Here is a 16,028-nt window from a genome sequence, read left to right on the forward strand (position 1 = left end):
GCCGATATTAGGAGCAGTTTGGACTTGGGCGAGCGCGATTGGACCACCACGCGCTTTCCATCCGACATGAACAACATCGTGATCTCTACGAAGGCCGAGATGGAGCTGACCTCGCGCCAAGACGGTCTCGGCTACTTCCAGCGGGACAACCCGCTCTTGCGGCACGTAGTGCTGAGAAAGCGCCGCGACCTCGAACGGCTCGGCCTCATCCCGAGCCTCCCTGTCGACATCCACCCAAGCGAGGATCTTCCCGGGCCGTCTCATCTGTTCGACGGCCTCAGCCTCTACACGTCGTCAGCCTTTGATGCCGCGCTGACGGCGGTTAACGGGTTCACGAAGGCCTACGCCCGTCGAGACAAGCCCGCCGGATTTATGAAGACGCTCCTGCTCCAACGCCTGTGCTCCAGTCAGGCGGCCGCCATCGGGACCGCGAAGGCCCTGCTCGGAGAGGAGGATTTGGACGACGAGGTGCAGGAGGAGCTCGACGGAGACGGCTTTGACGCCCGCGAGGATGAAAGGCGCCACCTGAGAATCATCATCGACGCACTGTCCGGAGGTCAGGACCCGAAGCTGCGCGCGGTCGAGTATTTTCTGGACGAGCACCAGACCGGTCCGAAGAGCTGGCGTGGCATGGGATGCATCGTGTTCAGCCAGTATTACGAGACGGCCGCATGGATGGCCGGGGCGCTTAGCAGGAACGCTCCGAGCCAGGTCGTCGCGTTGTACGCCGGCACTGGCAAATCGCGCCTTCTTGTAGGCGGCGATGCCACGAATGTGGATCGCGCACAGATCAAGCGGCTCGTTGCGGAGCGGGAGGTAAGACTCGTGGTCGCTACCGACGCGGCCTGTGAGGGCTTGAACCTTCAGACACTCGGAACACTTATCAACGTTGACCTGCCCTGGAACCCCGCGCGACTTGAACAGCGCATAGGCAGGATCAAGCGCTTCGGACAGGCGCGGTCTAGGGTCGACATGGCCAATCTCACATACGCGGGGACGATCGACGAGAAGGTCTACCGCGTGCTGAGCGAGCGCCTGAGGAAATCGAGCGACATACTCGGCACCCTACCGGAGACGATCGACGCAGATTGGATCGACGACATTGAGACGCTGGAAGAGCGGCTACGCGCCTACACGGTGCCGCGCCGACGGTTCGATCCCTTCGAGGCGCGATACGGGACCGACCTGCTGGAGCCGGACACATGGGCGGCCGCGAGCGAAGTATTGGCCCGCAGCGACGTCGAGGCGCTGCTCAGCAACGCATGGAGCACTCTGAAGGCGACCTGATGACGGCGTGCAACGGGCAGCAGAAAGGTTCAATGTGGACCCTTACGGCCGCGCCGGGCCTTAACGTCGTGCTAGCCGTCGTCCCTTTTCCACTCGGCTCCTCCGATCGGGACGCGAATGCTTGACCCACAGGAAATCCTTAGCGCGGCAATCACGCTTGCCCGCCAGGCACTCGATATGCTGGACAGCATCGACGCGTCGCACCCCGCGGTTCATCTTCAATACGCGATAGACGTGATGACCGACGCACCGATCCCGCGAACCGAGGAAGAAGCCGAAGCGATGCTGCAGACGCCGGAGTGTCAGGCCCTGATGCGTCGTCTCAGCTTTGCGGCGGCGCAGCTGCACTAACAGGTCGCGACGTGGCACGGTCTGGTAAAGCTCGGTCGGGCGCGGAGGTGCTCCGCTTCCTGGACAATCATCGGCTTGATCACACGCCGGCTCATTTCGCCTTCGCGCACAGCTACCTGTTCGGCAGTGACCCCGGCCTGGTCGAGGATGTCCGTGCCGTCGTCGACGGCGGCGTAAGGATTTCGCCGGCGGAGGTTCTCAGAATCTCGTCCAAGCGCGAACCGCGGGGCAGCGTTGGCGATGTGGTCGGTCCGCAGCTCGATCACATGACAGTGCGCGTCCTCGACATTATCCGTGACACGCTCAGCGCTACCGGCGATCTCAACCGGGATCTGGTTCAAGCATCGGCATCGCTTCTGGCCGAGGACGTTCCGAACGTGCGCGCCGTTGTGGCTGCAATGATCGAGCGCACCGCCACGGCGGAAAGGAGCCTCTCCGACGCGACCCTGCAGGCGCAGCGCCTTCGGGAAGAGCTCAATGCGCTCCGTAGCGAAGCCAATCGCGATCGGCTGACCGGGCTTCTCAATCGCGCCGCGCTGGAGGACCACCTCGCCGCGGCGCCGGATGGCCTGTGCCTCGCGCTGGTCGACGTCGATCACTTCAAGCGGGTCAACGACACGCACGGGCATGGTGTCGGCGATCGAGTCCTGCGGGCGGTCGCTGGGGTCCTCTCGGAAACGTGCGCGCCCCACTCCGTCGGCCGCTGGGGCGGCGAGGAGTTCATGGTGCTGTTCGAGCGAGGCGAGCTGGCGATGGCCGTCGATCTCATCGATCGCGCGCGTGTGGCGCTCGCGGCGAAGCGGTTCCGGCTTCGGGAGGACGATAAGCCGCTTGGCGAGGTGACGTTCTCTGCCGGCGTGGTTTCGCGACGTGGCCGTACCGTCGAGGCGACGATCGCCGCCGCGGACGGCCTCCTCTACGCCGCCAAGAGCGAGGGGCGAAATCGCGTGTCGAGTGAGCGGCACCTGGTCGACGTCGACGCGCGTCGTGCGCCCCGTTCAGGCTGAGCGCTTCCCGAGAGCTAGGGTCAGGCAGTCCCGGATTGGCTTAGCGATGCTGGGGTGAGCGTACGGATTGAGAGCTCCCCATGCGTGCCGAGCTGCTCGAGGAGCGCAATGCTGTGTTCCTCGACGTCGTCGGGATGCTCGAACACCTCCATCGTGTAGCAACCCCGCGCCATCTCGCAGCCGGGCGTGTCCCTCGCGACGCGCGAATATGGCTCCGGCCAGCGGCAGACCAGCACCCAAGGCCACCCCTCCTCTGGCGGCTCATAGCGGGAGATCAGGACGTTGTCGGCGACCATTGCCGACGGGCGTCGATCGAGGAGGTCAGGCGCGACGGCGGCCGACCGTGGCTCGTCGAGGAAGCGGTCCAGCTCGGCGCGTTCCTCGTCTGTCTCCAGAATGATGGCATAGTAGCGGCCGAGCGCCAGCCCCTCCCCGCGGTGTCGGGCGGGCATGTCGATCAACATCACGCTCGGCGCGGCGATCATCGGCGAGGCATAGAGCATGCGTTCGCGCGCGAGGGTCTGCGAAAGGGGGTACATGGTGATGGTCGGCCGTTTCCAGTTTACCTGTGCGGTCGGGGCGATATGGTCGCATGATGACCGACACCGAGCAACTCTCTGCGGAGCAATGGCGCGAGCGGATCCAATCGCTTAGCGACCGTGAGGTGATCGCGCTGTACGAGCGGGAGGAAGGTCGCGGGCCGATTGCTGACGTCGCCGCTAATGAGATGGAGCGGCGCAATCTCGATTACTGACGCTCGGCCGACTGGCGCTGCCACAACCCTGTCAGTGATCGTCAACGCATGGCGCTGACGTTCAATGCCCTGCTCGACGACGCCGGCGTTGCGCCGGCTGAGGTGCGGCTCCTCCGGCATCAAACCCAGGCGGGCGCGGGCCGTACTCCTTATTCGCTGTGGCGCGACGATCGAGCGGGCTTTCTGACCTACCAGAGCCTGCAGACGGCACAGAACCGCCCGCGCCTCGCCGGCAGCTACTGGGCGAGCTTCGTTGTGACGCCCGCGGCCGCGACGCTGTTCGTCGGTCTGTATGAGGTTTCACTGATCGGGGACGCGCCTGACGATCTGATCGACCCTTTACGTCACAAGCTCGCCACGGAGGGCGGCGCGCGGCCGCTTGATCTCTATGCGCAGGGCCCAGTCGCCGCGCTAGACGACTTTGTCGGTCGCGTGACGATCGACTGGGGTGCTGGGACCCGCAGCTGGATCCAGCGCGCGGGCAGTCAGTCGAAGCCGATCCTCGAACTGAGCCGGTCCTTTCAGGAGGAGGCCTTCCCCGGCTACGTTCGGTTCCTCGGCAACTTGTCGACGCTCGAGGCGCTGCCGAAAGGGTGGATCGCGGCGCTGGCGGCTGCGCGCGGGGTGTACCTGCTGACCTGCCCCCGCACCCGGGAGCAGTATGTCGGATCGGCGACCGGCGAGAGCGGGTTCTTCGGTCGCTGGCTGACTTATGCCGGAGACGGTCACGGCGGGAACGTCGGATTGAAGAGCCGCGATCCAAGCGACTATCAGGTGAGCATCCTCGAGGTGAGCGGATCAAGCGCCACGGTTGAGGAGATCATCGGCGCTGAGCAGCTTTGGAAGGCGAAGCTGCAGAGCCGCGAGATGGGCCTCAACCGAAACTGACGATGACAGTCGCCGAACGTGTGGGGCGGAACGAACATATTCGTAGCGTCGCGCCCGGTTGCGCAATGGATCAGATTCCGCCTTGTCGCAGCGGAACGGAGTGTCACCATCTCACGGGAGTATGGTTCTGGTCCCTAGAGTCTTCAAACGAGGTCGAGGATGTTGAGCAAACGCGGCAGTCGCCGAGCTCTCCAGGTACTGCGCTGGACTATGCTCCCATCGGGAGTGGCGCCTTGGCTCTTCCTCGTGATCGACCAGTCGTGGTTTGTGTCGGCGATGCAGTTTCAGGTGCCGATGGTGACCCTTTTCGCCGCGTACATGATGCTGGCTTTCTACTGGGCCGCTGTTGAGAAGCATTATATCACGAGCAGGAAAGGCGAGCGTCTTGGGATGAGCATAGCAAGAGCTTTCCTATCCGTTTCCGTCGCGCTGATGGTCCCGATATCGATGAAAGTCGGCGGATCAGCGGCTGAGTCTCTGGCTCAGCAGATTCCAAGAATGCCCAACACCTCGGAGGCTCCGGGTTTCGTGGCGGTGCTTTTGATTTGGCCCGCTCTATGGGGGTTGGTTTGCCTTTACGCACTCAAGCCGACTTTAGACCATGCTGTCGATGCCATCCGGGAAAGGCTCGTGCAGCCCTCGTTTGACTTCGCGCGTGTAGGGGCTGACGCCAGCCCTTAAAGACTTAGCTGGCCGGGTTTCAGCGACCGGGGTGAAGCGCGCGGCGCGCCTCGTCGGTGATGGTGTAGACCGCCTGACGCTGGGCGCCGCGGTTGTGGTGGTCGACCCGGTAGCCCTGATAGTGGCGTCTGACCAACCCGGCCCTGACGAGCTCGGAGACGGCACGGCTGACGTTGGTCCGGCCCGACTGGCGGACCCGCTTGCGGACCTGAGCGTCGACGATCCGCTCGGCCGCGTCGGGGTCCAGCGGGAGCGCGCGCTTCGCTTCGAGCTCCTGGCGCACCTTGTCCGCGATCGCGCGTCGGCGAGGATCGCGCTGCGCGACCGGCACCAGCGCATCGCATAGCCAATCGCGCACCGGGATGCGCCGGCTTCCCTCACGGATGTACGGACCGGCCGAACCCGTTTGCGCGCTCGCCTGGGCGATCAGGTTCAGTACCATGAAGCTGTAGCGTGGACGCTCGCAGACGACGGTCAGCCGTTCGAGGATCGCCGGCAAGTCGAGCGGACGCTCCTGCACCTCCGCTTCGATCGGCCGAGCGCGCTCCTCGAGGGAGAAGAGGTCGGGCTGGAACATGGAACATTAAGAGCACAGACGGCCCGCCAAGTGAATCCCACACGTCGCGCCGAAGTGAACTTTGACCGCTCGCGGCACTTCACCGGGAGGGGCAAAGTGCCGCTGGCGTTCTTGTGGTCGCGCATCCTTGCGTCGCGATGTCGCTGCCGCTTTCAGCCGGCTAAGACGTGGACACTTGACGGCGGGCGAGGTGAAGTGCCGCCTCCGGCAACGTCGATGAGCGGCCAGAAGCCGTGCCAGGCTCTCCGCGCCCGCCGGCGCTGAACGTGGGCGCGGTACTCGGCCGGTGACAGAGCGGGTGTTGCGCGGCCCCGTGGATGTCGGTGATGGTTGCAGTAGTTGCACGCGGCCGCGATGTTTCCTGCGACGTCTCGGCCCCCGTCACATCTCGGTCGGAGGTGCTCGGCGGTGGCCTGATGGCGGGCGGCTTGCCTTCGCGAGAGGCCCCATCGCGTCGCAAAGGCCGTTGGGTCGACCAGCCACATCGGCTGATCGCAGTAGAGGCAGCGTCCTTCTTGCGTATGAAAACTGGCTGAGCGGTGGTTCTTGATACTCGGCACGACCGGGCTCCTCGATGTCGATCAAGGTGGTGCGCCGCGGCTTACGCCGGTTGGGAGATGAGCTGCTGCTCGCGCACAGACGGCCTTCGGCTCGTCCCACGGTCCCATGAACGTGGCTGTTGCCTCCGTTCCGGTGCAGAATGTCACGCCCCATGGCTCGTCGCAAGCCACCGCTTTGCGCCAGTCCGATCCGCTACCCCGTTCCCAAAATGTTCTCATGCGCGTTATGACGGCTTGATTGCCCGCACGAGACCCGATTCATGTATGCTGTTCGCCTGACAGAGATCCCCTATGAGATGGTCCCGCGTGAGGTCCGCATCCTGCTGTGCCGGACTCCCGCGGGCTTCCCCTCCCCTGCGCAGGACGATCTCGAGGAGCCGATCGACCTTGGCGAATGGCTGATCGAGCAGCCGGCCGCGAGTTACGTGATGCGGGTGGACGGGCATTCAATGACTGGCGCCGGCATCAACGACGGCGATCTGATCGTCGTGAGTCGCGCGAAGACGCCCCGGCCAGGGCACATCGTTGTCGCCCTGGTCCATGGCGACCGCACCCTGAAGCGGCTGAAGCGGATGGATGGTCGACTCTGGCTGGTCCCGGAAGCGGAAGGCTACCCGCACACCGTCGTCGACGAATATGTCGAGATTTGGGGCGTCGTCGTCGGGCTCGCGCGTCGGTATGTATGAGCACCCCGATCGCGCTTATCGACTGCAACTCCTACTATTGCTCGGCCGAACGCGCCTTTGATCCAAGATTAAAGGGCGTTCCCGTCGTCGTCGCCAGTAACAACGACGGCTGTGCAATTGCTCGTTCCGACGAGGCCAAAGCACTCGGCATCAAGATGGGTGATCCCATCCATAAGATTAAGGACAAGATCAAGGCGCATGGCATCCATGTGCTCTCTTCGAACTACACCCTCTATGGCGACATGCAGCGCCGGGTGCTTGCAGCGGTCGAGCCGTTCGCGCGGGACATAGAGGTGTATAGTATCGACGAGAGCTTCTTGGATCTGGCGGGTTTCGAGGATCGTGATCTTGTGGCGCACGCGCAGGCGATGCGCGCTCAGGTCCTGCAGTGGACCACCATTCCGACCTGCGTGGGGATCGGACCGACGAAGACGCTGGCGAAGCTCGGGAACGCGGCCGCGAAGAAGAACCCGCTCTTCGACGGCGTCGCCGACCTGCGCGACGAGCCGATCCGGGACTGGGTGCTCGAGCGGTTCCCGGTCGAGGACGTCTGGGGCGTGGGTAGCGCGACGGCGCGGAAGGTGAAGGATCTCGGCATCCACACCGCGGCGGCGCTTCGCGACATGCCTGTCAAGCAGGCCAGGAGCATGGGGACGGTCGTGTTGGAGCGCCTGGTGGCTGAGCTGCGCGGTGTACCGGCCGCGGTGGTCGAGACGATCGAGCCCCAGCGGAAGGGGATGGCGGTGACGCGATCCTTCGGCCAGCCGGTTACGGACTTTGACGTGCTGATGGGCGCGATCGCGCAGTATGCGATGCGCGCCGGCGAGAAGCTGCGGTCGCATGGGCTGGTTGCTGGTCGACTCACGGTCCTGTTCCACACCAATCGCTTCGCTGATCGGCCGCAATATGGCGCGTCGAGGACGTTGAGCCTCCACCCGATGACGGCCGACGGGCTGGAGCTGGTCCGTGTCGCTCGGAAGGGCGCTGAGCATGCTTGGCGCGACGGCTACGCCTACACCAAGGCGGGGGTGATGTTAGAGGATCTCGTCTCGGCCGAGCTGCGCCCGCGCACGCTGTTCGAGGACGAGGCCGACACTGGGCGGCGCGAGCGGCTGATGGCGGCACTGGACGACATCAACGGCAAGTTCGGTCGTTTCACCGCCGTTCCGGGCACGCAGGGGTTCAAGCGCGAGTGGCGGATGCGAGCAGCCGCAAAGTCGCCGGCGTACACGACGCGGATCTCCGACGTGCCGGTGGTGCGCGCGTAGCGATCGGGAACGAGTCCGAGCGGCACGCGATTCCTCCCGGTGAAGCGCCTCGCATCGTCTCTCCGCCGGGAAGAGCTCAACGCCCTTCCAGTTGTCGCGCCGGACCTGCCGGAAGCGATGCACTTCATGGACTGTCCGAGCTGCGGGCAGGCGATCGACTGTCGCAACCTGGGCGACGTCCTCCACCACGACCAGCCGGGCCACGCCCCGATCCCTGGCGTCGCAATGGCGGCCCGTCTCGCGTTCGTTGAGCCGATGCTTCCTACTCTGGTCGACGAGCCTCCGGCGGGCGAGGGCTGGATCCACGAGATCAAATATGACGGCTATCGCACGCAGATCGTGATCGATGGCGCCGGTGCCCGGGCGTTCACTCGGAACGGCCACGACTGGAGCGACAAATACGCGCCCCTCCTGAAGGCGACGGGGCTGCTTGGGTGTCGGCACGCGATCATCGACGGCGAGGTCATCGTCCAGGACGAGGCCGGTCGCAGCGATTTCCCGGCGCTCCGGACGACGATCGGGCGCACACCGGAACGGCTCGTCTTCATGGCTTTCGATCTCCTGCACCTTGATGGCACGGACCTGCGGCCGCTCGCGGTCGAGCAGCGCCGGGAGCGCCTCGAGGAGCTGGTGGGTGACTTCGACCCCGGCGCGCCGATCCATTTCAGCGCCGACGTGCGTGGGGGCGGGGCGGACTTCTTCAACGCGGTCGACGCGATGGGGCTCGAGGGTATCGTGTCGAAGAAGCGCGGCACCCGTTATGCGAGCGGCCGCGTGAAGACCTGGCTGAAGGTCAAGGCGTGGACCGAGGAGGAGTATCTCGTCGTCGGAACCGAGGCGAGCCCCGGCGAGCCGGTGTCAGCCCTCCTGGCCCGTGAGACGGATGGGGGGCTGGAATATGCCGGGGGCGCGGCCATCACCCTGCAGGCGGACAGCCGAGAGCTCTTCTACGCGGCCGCGGAGCAGCTGCAGCGGGATCGACCGCCGACCGGGATGCCGCGATCGAAGCGAGCGCGCTGGATCGACCCGAAGATGCGGGTCCGTGTCCGCCACCTGAAGGGTAGCGAGAAGCTCCGACACGCAACGGTGGTCGATGTGACCGAGCTCGCGGGGATCCGACGATCGAACGGTGTTACCAGCGAACCGAAGGCCAATCGGCGCCGACCCAGGACTCTAGCTCCTTAGGGTCGAGCAGCGCCGCCGGCGGCTGGTCTTTATGCGAATAGAGCCACTTTCCATACATCGGGTCGGTGCTCTCAAGGAGCGCGGGTAGGTAGGTTCCCCGTTGTTGCTTGGTCCACGAACAGAAGGCTGCGCATCGCGCGTCGAGTAGGGGCGTTAGGAAGGCGTCGTGTTCGGGTCGCAGCTGGCGCCAAGCATTCTGGACAGCGTCCGCGCGTGTTTTGAACGCGTCACGGATGGCGTCCTCGAGCATACTTTCGAGCGAATACACGACGGCCTGCTGTCCGGATGTGCTCGGGAAAAAGGCCATCGACGCTCGCATGGTCGCGACGATGCCGAGTAGGAAGGGCCAGACGACCCGAAAGCCGAACGCCGGCCCGACCTCCTGCGCCTCCTGGGGCTTGAAGCGTTCTCGGTCGCCTTGCATCGCGTGACGGACCTCGTAGGCGAAGCCCAGGAAGAACTCGCCCTTAGCTCCCCTTGTCAGGGGTGATGCTTCCGCGATCTCGTGCAGGCGGCGGTAAAGATCCCGTAGGGTCAGAGTGTCGCCGATGACGACGAGCCCCGCGTTGTTACGACCCAAGCTATATTGGAACACCGTCCGGCCCCCTGGTGATGCTGCATTTTACTTATCCGTGAGACACTCGCCTATGTGTTATTGGGGCCTAAGACCCTGACCGGACGCTTTAGACGGCGTTAGGCGTCGATTTCGATGAGGTCGTCCGCGGGCGTCTCGACTTGGCGGATCATCGCGCCGTCATAGGGCGTCACTAGCTCCAGAGCCTCCGCCGCGTTGCCGTCGAGCCATTGCAGGAGATCGCACGGGCGCAGGATGACCGGCATCGCCTTCGGGTGCCACGGCTTCACGAACTCGTTCGGGTCCGTCGTGGCGAAGGCATACGCCTCGCCCCGGTCGGTCGGCCGCCACAGCCCCGCGAAAAAGCCGATCGGCTGATCCGGTAGCGCGAACCACATCTGACGCGGCTTGTTGTCGTCACCTAGCCCGCCCTCGGGATGCGGCTCGGCGAACCAGGTGAACGGCACGATGCAGCGACGCTCTGCGCTCGCAAGCGACGGCTTCCACATCGGCGACGATCTGAGGTTCCTCGCGTTCGTGACGTACTTGTCGAGCTTGGTCTCAGGGTTCCGCTTGCTGGGCACCTTCGTCGGAAAGCCCCATTCGAGGAGCGCCATCTCGAGGGGGCGGTTGCCCGCGGTGCTGCGGCGGACGATCGGGCCGTGTCTCGCCGTCTTCTTGCCCGTCGGGAAGATCTCGCGCGCGGGCGGGAATATCTCGTCTGGCGCGTATGGCGGCTCGAACCCGCACGCGCGCATGACGGCAGCCTGTTTCGCGGAGATGCGGTAGCGGTTGCACATGCTCGATGTTCTGCCACGTTCGCGCGCGACTGTCAGGCGATCGACAGCAGGGAGACACGATGAAGCTGACCAGCGACGCCGTCGAGGTGGTGAACCGGAACGCGCTCGTCACCGTGGCGCTCAACCAGGGCTACAACGCGTATCTGCCCGTCTACGACAACGGGATCGACCTGATCCTACTCAACGAGGCGACCGGCGACACCAAGCTGGTGCAGCTGAAGGGCCGGTGGACGATCGACAAGAAGTATATCGGCCGGAACATATGGGTCGCGTTCCCCGATCGCGGCGTCTGGTACGTGGCTCCGCATGACGAGATGCTGCGCCTGGGTGAGCGTCACACCGCCACGGAGAGCTGGGCCAAGGGCACCTATAGCAAGAGCCCGCTGAGCAAGGCCGATCGCGAGGAACTGGTGGCCTATCGGTTCGGCGACCCTGATGCGGTCATGGACGATGCGGCGAAGCTGGCGGTTGACGGATGATCCTCGGTGCCCGCCGGCGCCGCCATCCCCGATGTCGAAGTCAGACCCTGTGCTCGGTAAGGATCGGGAGATTGCGCTCTAGCAGCGCCGCTTCGTAACGCCGGACGCCATCGCTCGACAGCGGCGAGGCGCCGAAGCGCGCCATAAAGGCGGCTTGCTCGCGCATGGCCGCGAGCCATTGCTCGTCGGGCTCGCCATCCTGGTTCAGGCGACCCGCTGCAAGGTCGGACATCGAATACCAGCAGTAGCGCAGCGATCGCCATCGCTTCTCCAGCTGATAGTTGCGGCGGGCAAGGAAGGCGATCACCGCCAGCGACAGGATCAGCAGCAGTGTCATAGAGCGATACGCCCGACTTCCTGACCCTGGTTCACGATCACGGCGCATTGCGCGATCATTCCCAAGTAGAATTGAAGGTAGGTCACGTCGTTCGGATCGCTGATCGTCGGCCTACCGCGCTGACGCTCGTAGGCGATGTATGGCGAAAGCAGCGATCCGACCAGAACAAGCGAGCCGTTCTCTTTGAGGGAGCGAGCCGCATCGGGCGCCATGGTCGAAGTTATGGCGGTCTGTCCCCGGGCGGGCAGCAGCATGTAGAACTGCGTGAAGGTGTGCCGGGAAACTTCGGTCGACGCCCCGTAGGCGTTGCTGCCGACGTAGGTGCTCTCGCCATCGATGTCGCTGTAAGCCTTGACGGTGATGACGTTCTCTTTGATCCGCTTGTCGACCGGATTGATGGTCAGCGTCGACGTGTCGGCATCGTATTTCATCATGTCCCGGATCGGAATGACGGCAACGATCCGATCGGTCCCGCCGAGCTTCGCGCTCAGCTCGTCATGCACCCGCTGATCGAACGCTGACGTGGACTCGAACTCACCCTTGGTTGGCGGTCCCCATGGGTAGGCGCTGGCGATTCCATGTAGCGCCTTATCGATCGGTACGACCGACCTGGCTCGCGCAGCGACATTCGTGCAGTCGACGCCCTCGACGCTGGCCGCGTAGGCTTTCGGATCGAACGGCCGCGGCGCCGCCGTGGCCGCGCGTGCCGGCACCGGACGGCGCGCTGTTCCTCGCTTTTGTGGTGCGGCCGTCAGGCCCGAAGCCAAAGCAACGAGCGAAATGGCAACCGCCAACTTGAACGTCTGGAACATCTTCCCCCCAATTGGTTGCTCTATGCCGTCCCGGGGCGCGGTTGAACATAGCGCGCGGGTGCCATGGACTCTTGCCAGCTCAGGCGCGGGTTTGGCTGTATCTCTTGCTTGTGCCGCCGCGCTCACTGTCTTCAACGCCGCAACATGCTCGTCGTAGAACTTCATCTCGCCGCGAAGCGACCACATGCGACCGAGCACCCCAGGGAAGCCGATATCGTCGAGCGAGCGACCCTGACCAACCGCGGTCTCCGCATAGCCGGCGTAGAAACGCGTCGCCGCGTCGAATGGCGTGCCTCCGTCCTTTCGAGTGAGGTTTACCGCGCCCCGGAGAAGGCGCGCCTCGAACGGCGGCAGCGGGTTTTTTAGCGGTTGATCGTAGTAGGTCTGCAGCACGCCAAGCGATCGAGCCTCAAACCATGGGCGTGTAAGCCAGCCTAACATTCCTTCGTCCCCCCGTCCGTCAGCTATGCCAAGTCGAGCCGAGCCTCTCCACGCCGAATATCTTAACCATCTGCGTGTAGCGTCCTGCCACGAGGGAGTTCTCGGAAACCATGACGCCGCGCAGCACGGCTCTCACCGAAGCCGCCTGGGCCGCGCTGTGCCGGTCGCAGGCCGTGATCGAGTTCCACACATCGGGAACGGTGCTGTGGGCGAACGACGTCTTCCTGTCCCTCATGGGGTACAGGCTCGCCGAAGTCGTCGGGCAGCATCATCGCATCTTCTGCACCCCAGAACTGGCCGCCTCGCCTGCCTATGCGGAGTTCTGGCAGAAGCTCGGGTCCGGCGATTTCCACACCGGCGAGTATCCGCGCGTCACCCGCGGCGGGCAGGTCGTCCACCTGCAGGCGACGTACAATCCGGTCCTCGATGCCGATGGTCGACCGGAGCGGATCCTGAAGACCGCCGCCGACGTCAGCGACCGGCGCGAGATCCAGTCGGAGCTTCAGCGCGGCAACGAGCAGCTGAAGGCGGCGCTGGAGGAGCTCGGCGGCATCGTCACCAGCATCAGCGAGATTGCGAGTCAGACGAACCTGCTGGCGCTGAACGCGACGATTGAGGCGGCTCGGGCTGGGGAATCGGGGCGAGGTTTCGCCGTCGTCGCCATCGAGGTGAAGAAGCTCGCCGGCGACACACGCGCCGCGACCGAGCGCGCGGCCGGGATGATGGCGAGGGCAGGCTCCAGCAAGACAGGCGGTTGAACGAGGCTCTCGCTACAGCGCCAGGCCGACGCATAGCAGCAGGATCGCCGCCACCCCGGCCGCCAGCTTCCCGCCCGCGAACACCCGGGCTGCAGGTCCGGAGCGGAAGCGCCTCCCTGTCTTGTCCATGCCGGTCCGAAGCCCCAGCACGCCGTCGGCCGCCAGCACGCTCCCAATGATGAAGAGAAGGACAGAGAAGCCTTTCGCGAAGGCGTGTGGCGAGAGCCCGGTGATGACGAACGTGGCGACAAGCCCGATCGTCAGCAGGCCGTAGATAGCGAAGCCGACGTCGAGCAGCCCGCGCAACCTCTTCGGGCCGTTCCAGTCGGTCGGCCAACGCACGAGAACCATCGGACGGAGACAGAGCTGGCAGCTCTGAAGGTTGGTGTCTCGGGGCCAGTGGTCGATCAGGTGCCCGCAATAGGGGCACCCAGGGCGTCGGTAGGGGAACGCGCTCGCGGGGCTCAGCATGTCGGTGTCTCCGTTCGCGGCGCCAGGTAGTAGGCGGCGATCGCCGCCCCATCGATCGTGCCCTCGACCGTCACCGGCGTTCCGACCAGGTGCTCGGTCGTCACGTCCCCGATCAGCCGCCAGCGCATCCCGTCTGCCTCGAGGAGCATCGGGCCGCGTGGTGTCATCTCCACCACGCCGGCGAGCCGGGTCGGGCCGCTGGCCGTCATTCCGCTGCCTCCGCAAAGGTCGGGGTCTCCTCGGCCGACGTGCCATTGAAGCACTCCATGGGACAGTGGAGGAGCAGCCGGCCATGCGAGCGTAGCTTGCGGCCGTCCAGTCTGATCGGATCGCGGGCAAGTCGCTGGCACGCCTTGTTCGAGCGGTTGCGGAAGCCGCAGGGCGCGGCGAGCGGCGGGAGGGCCAGCTCGACCACTTGCTCCGGCTCGGGAGGCGGCAGCGGTTCACCGAATAGGTCGCATTGATCCATGACGTGCTCCGTTCAGCCCCCGAGTGGGGCCGCGTTGCCGAAGCGGTTGGCTCGGCGGGTGCCGGGCTCGATGCAGAGCCACAGCTGGGCGAAGATCGAGATCGCGGCCACGCCCATCAGGAGCGGCGCGCTCGTATCGAGCGGGTCGCCGAGCAGAGCGAGAAGCGCGATCCAGATCGTGTTGAGGCCCGACCATCCGACGTCGTGGAGCCGCTTCACCATCACCGCCGAGGCTACCCAGGCGACCATCGCCATTGAGCCGAGGAGCGCCGGTTGCGAGAGACCGGCAAGGAAGTGGACGAAGCGCAGGTCGTAGCGGCTCGCGAACAGCATGATCCAGCAGGCCAGGGTCGTCAGCACGAACGGCACCCGACCCACGCGGCCCCTATACGCGAACAGAACCTCGCCTACGTCCAACCCCCCTCTCCTCTATTTCGGCGATCCCGGAGCCGCGGGCGGCGCGCTCGGCACCGCGGCCGCCGGTGGCGCGATCCGTGCCTGTGCGTCCACCGTGAGCTTGCGAAACGAGTCGAGCAGGGCGAGCGACGTGATCTTGCCGATGTCGGTCGAGGTATAGGCACCCCCGAGCGCCCCGACTCCAAGGCTGAGCAGGAGCCCCCCGCCGACGACGGTGACGTCGCGCTTGCGCGCGGCTCCGGTCGCCACGGCCGTCTGGACGCCGGTCCGCACGTTGACGAGCGTGAGCATCGTCTGGCTCTCGAGTGTCTTGGTCTTGAGCCCGACGGCCGAACCGAAGGTGCCGCCCACCCCGCCTCCGCCACCCCGGGCGTTGCTGTCCGAGTAGAGCACCTGGGCGGTCAGGAGGTAGTCGGCGGCACGAAGCGTCGCCTGGTTGAGGGCGGCGCCGTTGGCGACCGAGCCGCCGGCGGCGAGCTGACGCTCGCGCTGAAGCGCGTCGAAGGCGCCCCCACGCTCCACGACCTCGAAGCACCCCGATCGGGCGGTCAGGAGCTTCAACAGGGGCAGCGGGTCGACCTTGGCGGTGGAACCCCCGTTTTGCCGTTCGGCAAGCTGCACGAGCGCGCGCATGCCCGGAGGAAGCTGATCCTCGACGCCGGCGACGCTGCGGTCCTCGACGAGCGCGACGGTGCCGAGCGGCTGCGGGCAGCGGGGCAGCTCGGACGTCTCGTCGACGCCCGTGCCGCCCTTGCCCAGCTTCTGTGCGATGGCGGTTGCAGGGGTGACGGCCGCGAGAGCGGCCGTCACGGCGAGGAGAACAGCCCGGTTAGGCACGCTTCTTTGCCACATGCTTGGCCGGATCGCAGATGCCGGCACGCTCCTCGGCGGACGCGACGGTCTTCTTCGCCTCGTCGCAGTCCTTGCAATCGGCGCAGTCCGCGCAATCCGCACAGTCGGGGCAGTCCTTGCAGTCGCCCTTCGCGTGCGCGGCTGCGTGTGCCTTCCAGTGTGCCTTCTTCAGGCTCACCTTGGCGACCGAGTCTTCCCCGGCCTTCTCGCCGGCATAGCTCGCCATCGCGAGCAGGACCGGGCTGGCCGGCATGGCGCTGGCCGCTGCCGGCACGCCGACGGAGAGGGCGATCGCCCCCAGCGCGGCGAAACGTCGTAGCATCATGGTAGTCGTTCCTTCCTTGCTTTGAAGAGACCGCGGCAGGTCCGCAGCG

23 protein-coding genes are annotated in these 16,028 nt (G+C 65.5%); 11 read left to right on the forward strand and 12 right to left on the reverse strand.

What is annotated here, in order from left to right:
* Nucleotides 1-66: 66 nt before the first annotated feature.
* The 3 genes from GO308_RS15090 (at nucleotide 67) to GO308_RS18740 (ending at nucleotide 2,645) form a co-directional block, all read left to right on the forward strand.
* A complete protein-coding gene (locus GO308_RS15090) occupies nucleotides 67-1,287 on the forward strand; it encodes a C-terminal helicase domain-containing protein (protein WP_240886018.1) in 1,221 nt (406 codons plus the stop codon).
* A gap of 117 nt (nucleotides 1,288-1,404) precedes the next feature.
* The gene (locus GO308_RS15095; RefSeq protein ID WP_240886019.1) at nucleotides 1,405-1,638 is read left to right on the forward strand and encodes a hypothetical protein; all 234 of its coding nucleotides are present in this window, start codon (nucleotides 1,405-1,407) and stop codon (nucleotides 1,636-1,638) included.
* A 47-nt stretch (nucleotides 1,639-1,685) separates the two neighbouring features.
* Nucleotides 1,686-2,645 carry a GGDEF domain-containing protein gene (locus GO308_RS18740; protein ID WP_240886020.1) on the forward strand — a complete coding sequence of 320 codons (960 nt, stop codon included), beginning with the start codon at nucleotides 1,686-1,688 and terminating at the stop codon, nucleotides 2,643-2,645.
* A gap of 20 nt (nucleotides 2,646-2,665) precedes the next feature.
* On the opposite strand, the gene GO308_RS15105 is transcribed toward GO308_RS18740, so the two are convergent.
* Nucleotides 2,666-3,148 (reverse strand): hypothetical protein, encoded by a 483-nt coding sequence (locus GO308_RS15105; protein ID WP_240886021.1) that lies wholly within the window; start codon nucleotides 3,146-3,148, stop codon nucleotides 2,666-2,668.
* A gap of 92 nt (nucleotides 3,149-3,240) precedes the next feature.
* Here GO308_RS15105 and GO308_RS15110 point away from each other — a divergent pair, with 92 nt between their 5' ends.
* The 3 genes from GO308_RS15110 to GO308_RS15120 all read left to right on the forward strand — a co-directional run bounded on the left by GO308_RS15110 (nucleotide 3,241) and on the right by GO308_RS15120 (nucleotide 4,968).
* Nucleotides 3,241-3,399, forward strand: coding sequence for a hypothetical protein (locus GO308_RS15110; RefSeq protein WP_240886022.1), 159 nt, complete (start codon nucleotides 3,241-3,243; stop codon nucleotides 3,397-3,399).
* 48 nt (nucleotides 3,400-3,447) lie between these two features.
* Nucleotides 3,448-4,287 carry a GIY-YIG nuclease family protein gene (locus GO308_RS15115; protein WP_240886023.1) on the forward strand — a complete coding sequence of 280 codons (840 nt, stop codon included), beginning with the start codon at nucleotides 3,448-3,450 and terminating at the stop codon, nucleotides 4,285-4,287.
* Between the two features lie 246 nt (nucleotides 4,288-4,533).
* A complete protein-coding gene (locus GO308_RS15120; protein WP_240886024.1) occupies nucleotides 4,534-4,968 on the forward strand; it encodes a hypothetical protein in 435 nt (144 codons plus the stop codon).
* Nucleotides 4,969-4,987: 19 nt separating this feature from the next.
* On the opposite strand, the gene GO308_RS15125 is transcribed toward GO308_RS15120, so the two are convergent.
* On the reverse strand, nucleotides 4,988-5,545 hold the full coding sequence (locus GO308_RS15125) for a hypothetical protein (RefSeq protein ID WP_240886025.1): 558 nt from the start codon (nucleotides 5,543-5,545) through the stop codon (nucleotides 4,988-4,990).
* 820 nt (nucleotides 5,546-6,365) lie between these two features.
* On the opposite strand from GO308_RS15125, the gene umuD reads away from it, so the two are divergent.
* Genes umuD through GO308_RS15140 form a run of 3 tightly spaced genes read left to right on the forward strand, consistent with a single transcriptional unit; the run spans nucleotide 6,366 to nucleotide 9,244 of the window.
* On the forward strand, nucleotides 6,366-6,791 hold the full coding sequence (gene umuD, locus GO308_RS15130; protein WP_240886026.1) for a translesion error-prone DNA polymerase V autoproteolytic subunit: 426 nt from the start codon (nucleotides 6,366-6,368) through the stop codon (nucleotides 6,789-6,791).
* Nucleotides 6,788-8,059, forward strand: coding sequence for a Y-family DNA polymerase (locus tag GO308_RS15135; RefSeq protein ID WP_240886027.1), 1,272 nt, complete (start codon nucleotides 6,788-6,790; stop codon nucleotides 8,057-8,059). The genes umuD and GO308_RS15135 overlap by 4 nt, the downstream gene beginning before the upstream one ends.
* A 39-nt stretch (nucleotides 8,060-8,098) precedes the next feature.
* Nucleotides 8,099-9,244 (forward strand): RNA ligase family protein, encoded by a 1,146-nt coding sequence (locus tag GO308_RS15140; protein WP_240886028.1) that lies wholly within the window; start codon nucleotides 8,099-8,101, stop codon nucleotides 9,242-9,244.
* Here GO308_RS15140 and GO308_RS15145 read toward each other — a convergent pair.
* Nucleotides 9,192-9,839, reverse strand: coding sequence for a hypothetical protein (locus GO308_RS15145; RefSeq protein ID WP_240886029.1), 648 nt, complete (start codon nucleotides 9,837-9,839; stop codon nucleotides 9,192-9,194). The genes GO308_RS15140 and GO308_RS15145 overlap by 53 nt on opposite strands.
* Nucleotides 9,840-9,937: 98 nt before the next feature.
* Nucleotides 9,938-10,618: an SOS response-associated peptidase family protein gene (locus GO308_RS15150; RefSeq protein ID WP_240886030.1), complete on the reverse strand. Its 681-nt coding sequence runs from the start codon at nucleotides 10,616-10,618 to the stop codon at nucleotides 9,938-9,940.
* Between the two features lie 59 nt (nucleotides 10,619-10,677).
* On the opposite strand from GO308_RS15150, the gene GO308_RS15155 reads away from it, so the two are divergent.
* Nucleotides 10,678-11,097, forward strand: a complete 420-nt coding sequence (locus GO308_RS15155) for a hypothetical protein (RefSeq protein ID WP_240886031.1) — start codon at nucleotides 10,678-10,680, stop codon at nucleotides 11,095-11,097.
* A gap of 40 nt (nucleotides 11,098-11,137) precedes the next feature.
* Here the strand turns inward: GO308_RS15155 and GO308_RS15160 are convergent, their stop codons facing one another.
* Nucleotides 11,138-11,434 carry a hypothetical protein gene (locus GO308_RS15160; protein ID WP_240886032.1) on the reverse strand — a complete coding sequence of 99 codons (297 nt, stop codon included), beginning with the start codon at nucleotides 11,432-11,434 and terminating at the stop codon, nucleotides 11,138-11,140.
* A complete protein-coding gene (locus GO308_RS15165; RefSeq protein ID WP_240886033.1) occupies nucleotides 11,431-12,639 on the reverse strand; it encodes a hypothetical protein in 1,209 nt (402 codons plus the stop codon). The genes GO308_RS15160 and GO308_RS15165 overlap by 4 nt, the downstream gene beginning before the upstream one ends.
* A gap of 158 nt (nucleotides 12,640-12,797) precedes the next feature.
* On the opposite strand from GO308_RS15165, the gene GO308_RS18665 reads away from it, so the two are divergent.
* A complete protein-coding gene (locus tag GO308_RS18665; RefSeq protein WP_276616598.1) occupies nucleotides 12,798-13,445 on the forward strand; it encodes a methyl-accepting chemotaxis protein in 648 nt (215 codons plus the stop codon).
* A 12-nt stretch (nucleotides 13,446-13,457) separates the two neighbouring features.
* Here the strand turns inward: GO308_RS18665 and GO308_RS15180 are convergent, their stop codons facing one another.
* The 6 genes from GO308_RS15180 to GO308_RS15205 form a co-directional block, all read right to left on the reverse strand.
* Nucleotides 13,458-13,796 carry a hypothetical protein gene (locus GO308_RS15180; protein WP_240886034.1) on the reverse strand — a complete coding sequence of 113 codons (339 nt, stop codon included), beginning with the start codon at nucleotides 13,794-13,796 and terminating at the stop codon, nucleotides 13,458-13,460.
* Between the two features lie 113 nt (nucleotides 13,797-13,909).
* Complete coding sequence (locus tag GO308_RS15185) at nucleotides 13,910-14,125, reverse strand: DUF5818 domain-containing protein (protein ID WP_346769095.1); 216 nt, start codon at nucleotides 14,123-14,125, stop codon at nucleotides 13,910-13,912.
* Entirely contained in the window at nucleotides 14,122-14,385 is a 264-nt protein-coding gene (locus tag GO308_RS15190; protein WP_240886036.1) for a hypothetical protein, read from the reverse strand. Before GO308_RS15190 ends, GO308_RS15185 begins: the two co-directional genes overlap by 4 nt.
* Nucleotides 14,386-14,397: 12 nt before the next feature.
* Entirely contained in the window at nucleotides 14,398-14,802 is a 405-nt protein-coding gene (locus GO308_RS15195; RefSeq protein WP_240886037.1) for a DUF805 domain-containing protein, read from the reverse strand.
* A 12-nt stretch (nucleotides 14,803-14,814) separates the two neighbouring features.
* Complete coding sequence (locus GO308_RS15200; RefSeq protein ID WP_240886038.1) at nucleotides 14,815-15,612, reverse strand: CsgG/HfaB family protein; 798 nt, start codon at nucleotides 15,610-15,612, stop codon at nucleotides 14,815-14,817.
* Nucleotides 15,613-15,631: 19 nt separating this feature from the next.
* The gene (locus GO308_RS15205) at nucleotides 15,632-15,979 is read right to left on the reverse strand and encodes a hypothetical protein (protein WP_240886039.1); all 348 of its coding nucleotides are present in this window, start codon (nucleotides 15,977-15,979) and stop codon (nucleotides 15,632-15,634) included.
* Nucleotides 15,980-16,028: the final 49 nt, after the last annotated feature.

The organism is Sphingomonas sp. SFZ2018-12, assembly GCF_022496715.1.
Lineage (GTDB): Bacteria > Pseudomonadota > Alphaproteobacteria > Sphingomonadales > Sphingomonadaceae > Sphingomonas.

What these genes read in the sequence shown, in the direction of transcription:
- GO308_RS18665 (WP_276616598.1), top strand. Translation starts at nt 12,798, where the DNA reads ATGACGCCGCGCAGCACGGCTCTCACCGAAGCCGCCTGGGCCGCGCTG.
- GO308_RS15105 (WP_240886021.1), bottom strand. Translation starts at nt 3,148, where the DNA reads ATGCTCTATGCCTCGCCGATGATCGCCGCGCCGAGCGTGATGTTGATC.
- GO308_RS15205 (WP_240886039.1), bottom strand. Translation starts at nt 15,979, where the DNA reads ATGATGCTACGACGTTTCGCCGCGCTGGGGGCGATCGCCCTCTCCGTC.
- GO308_RS15110 (WP_240886022.1), top strand. Translation starts at nt 3,241, where the DNA reads ATGACCGACACCGAGCAACTCTCTGCGGAGCAATGGCGCGAGCGGATC.
- umuD (WP_240886026.1), top strand. Translation starts at nt 6,366, where the DNA reads ATGTATGCTGTTCGCCTGACAGAGATCCCCTATGAGATGGTCCCGCGT.
- GO308_RS15185 (WP_346769095.1), bottom strand. Translation starts at nt 14,125, where the DNA reads ATGACGGCCAGCGGCCCGACCCGGCTCGCCGGCGTGGTGGAGATGACA.
- GO308_RS15115 (WP_240886023.1), top strand. Translation starts at nt 3,448, where the DNA reads ATGGCGCTGACGTTCAATGCCCTGCTCGACGACGCCGGCGTTGCGCCG.
- GO308_RS15095 (WP_240886019.1), top strand. Translation starts at nt 1,405, where the DNA reads ATGCTTGACCCACAGGAAATCCTTAGCGCGGCAATCACGCTTGCCCGC.
- GO308_RS15090 (WP_240886018.1), top strand. Translation starts at nt 67, where the DNA reads ATGAACAACATCGTGATCTCTACGAAGGCCGAGATGGAGCTGACCTCG.
- GO308_RS15135 (WP_240886027.1), top strand. Translation starts at nt 6,788, where the DNA reads ATGAGCACCCCGATCGCGCTTATCGACTGCAACTCCTACTATTGCTCG.
- GO308_RS15155 (WP_240886031.1), top strand. Translation starts at nt 10,678, where the DNA reads ATGAAGCTGACCAGCGACGCCGTCGAGGTGGTGAACCGGAACGCGCTC.
- GO308_RS15180 (WP_240886034.1), bottom strand. Translation starts at nt 13,796, where the DNA reads ATGGTTCTCGTGCGTTGGCCGACCGACTGGAACGGCCCGAAGAGGTTG.
- GO308_RS15125 (WP_240886025.1), bottom strand. Translation starts at nt 5,545, where the DNA reads ATGTTCCAGCCCGACCTCTTCTCCCTCGAGGAGCGCGCTCGGCCGATC.
- GO308_RS15190 (WP_240886036.1), bottom strand. Translation starts at nt 14,385, where the DNA reads ATGGATCAATGCGACCTATTCGGTGAACCGCTGCCGCCTCCCGAGCCG.
- GO308_RS15160 (WP_240886032.1), bottom strand. Translation starts at nt 11,434, where the DNA reads ATGACACTGCTGCTGATCCTGTCGCTGGCGGTGATCGCCTTCCTTGCC.
- GO308_RS15150 (WP_240886030.1), bottom strand. Translation starts at nt 10,618, where the DNA reads ATGTGCAACCGCTACCGCATCTCCGCGAAACAGGCTGCCGTCATGCGC.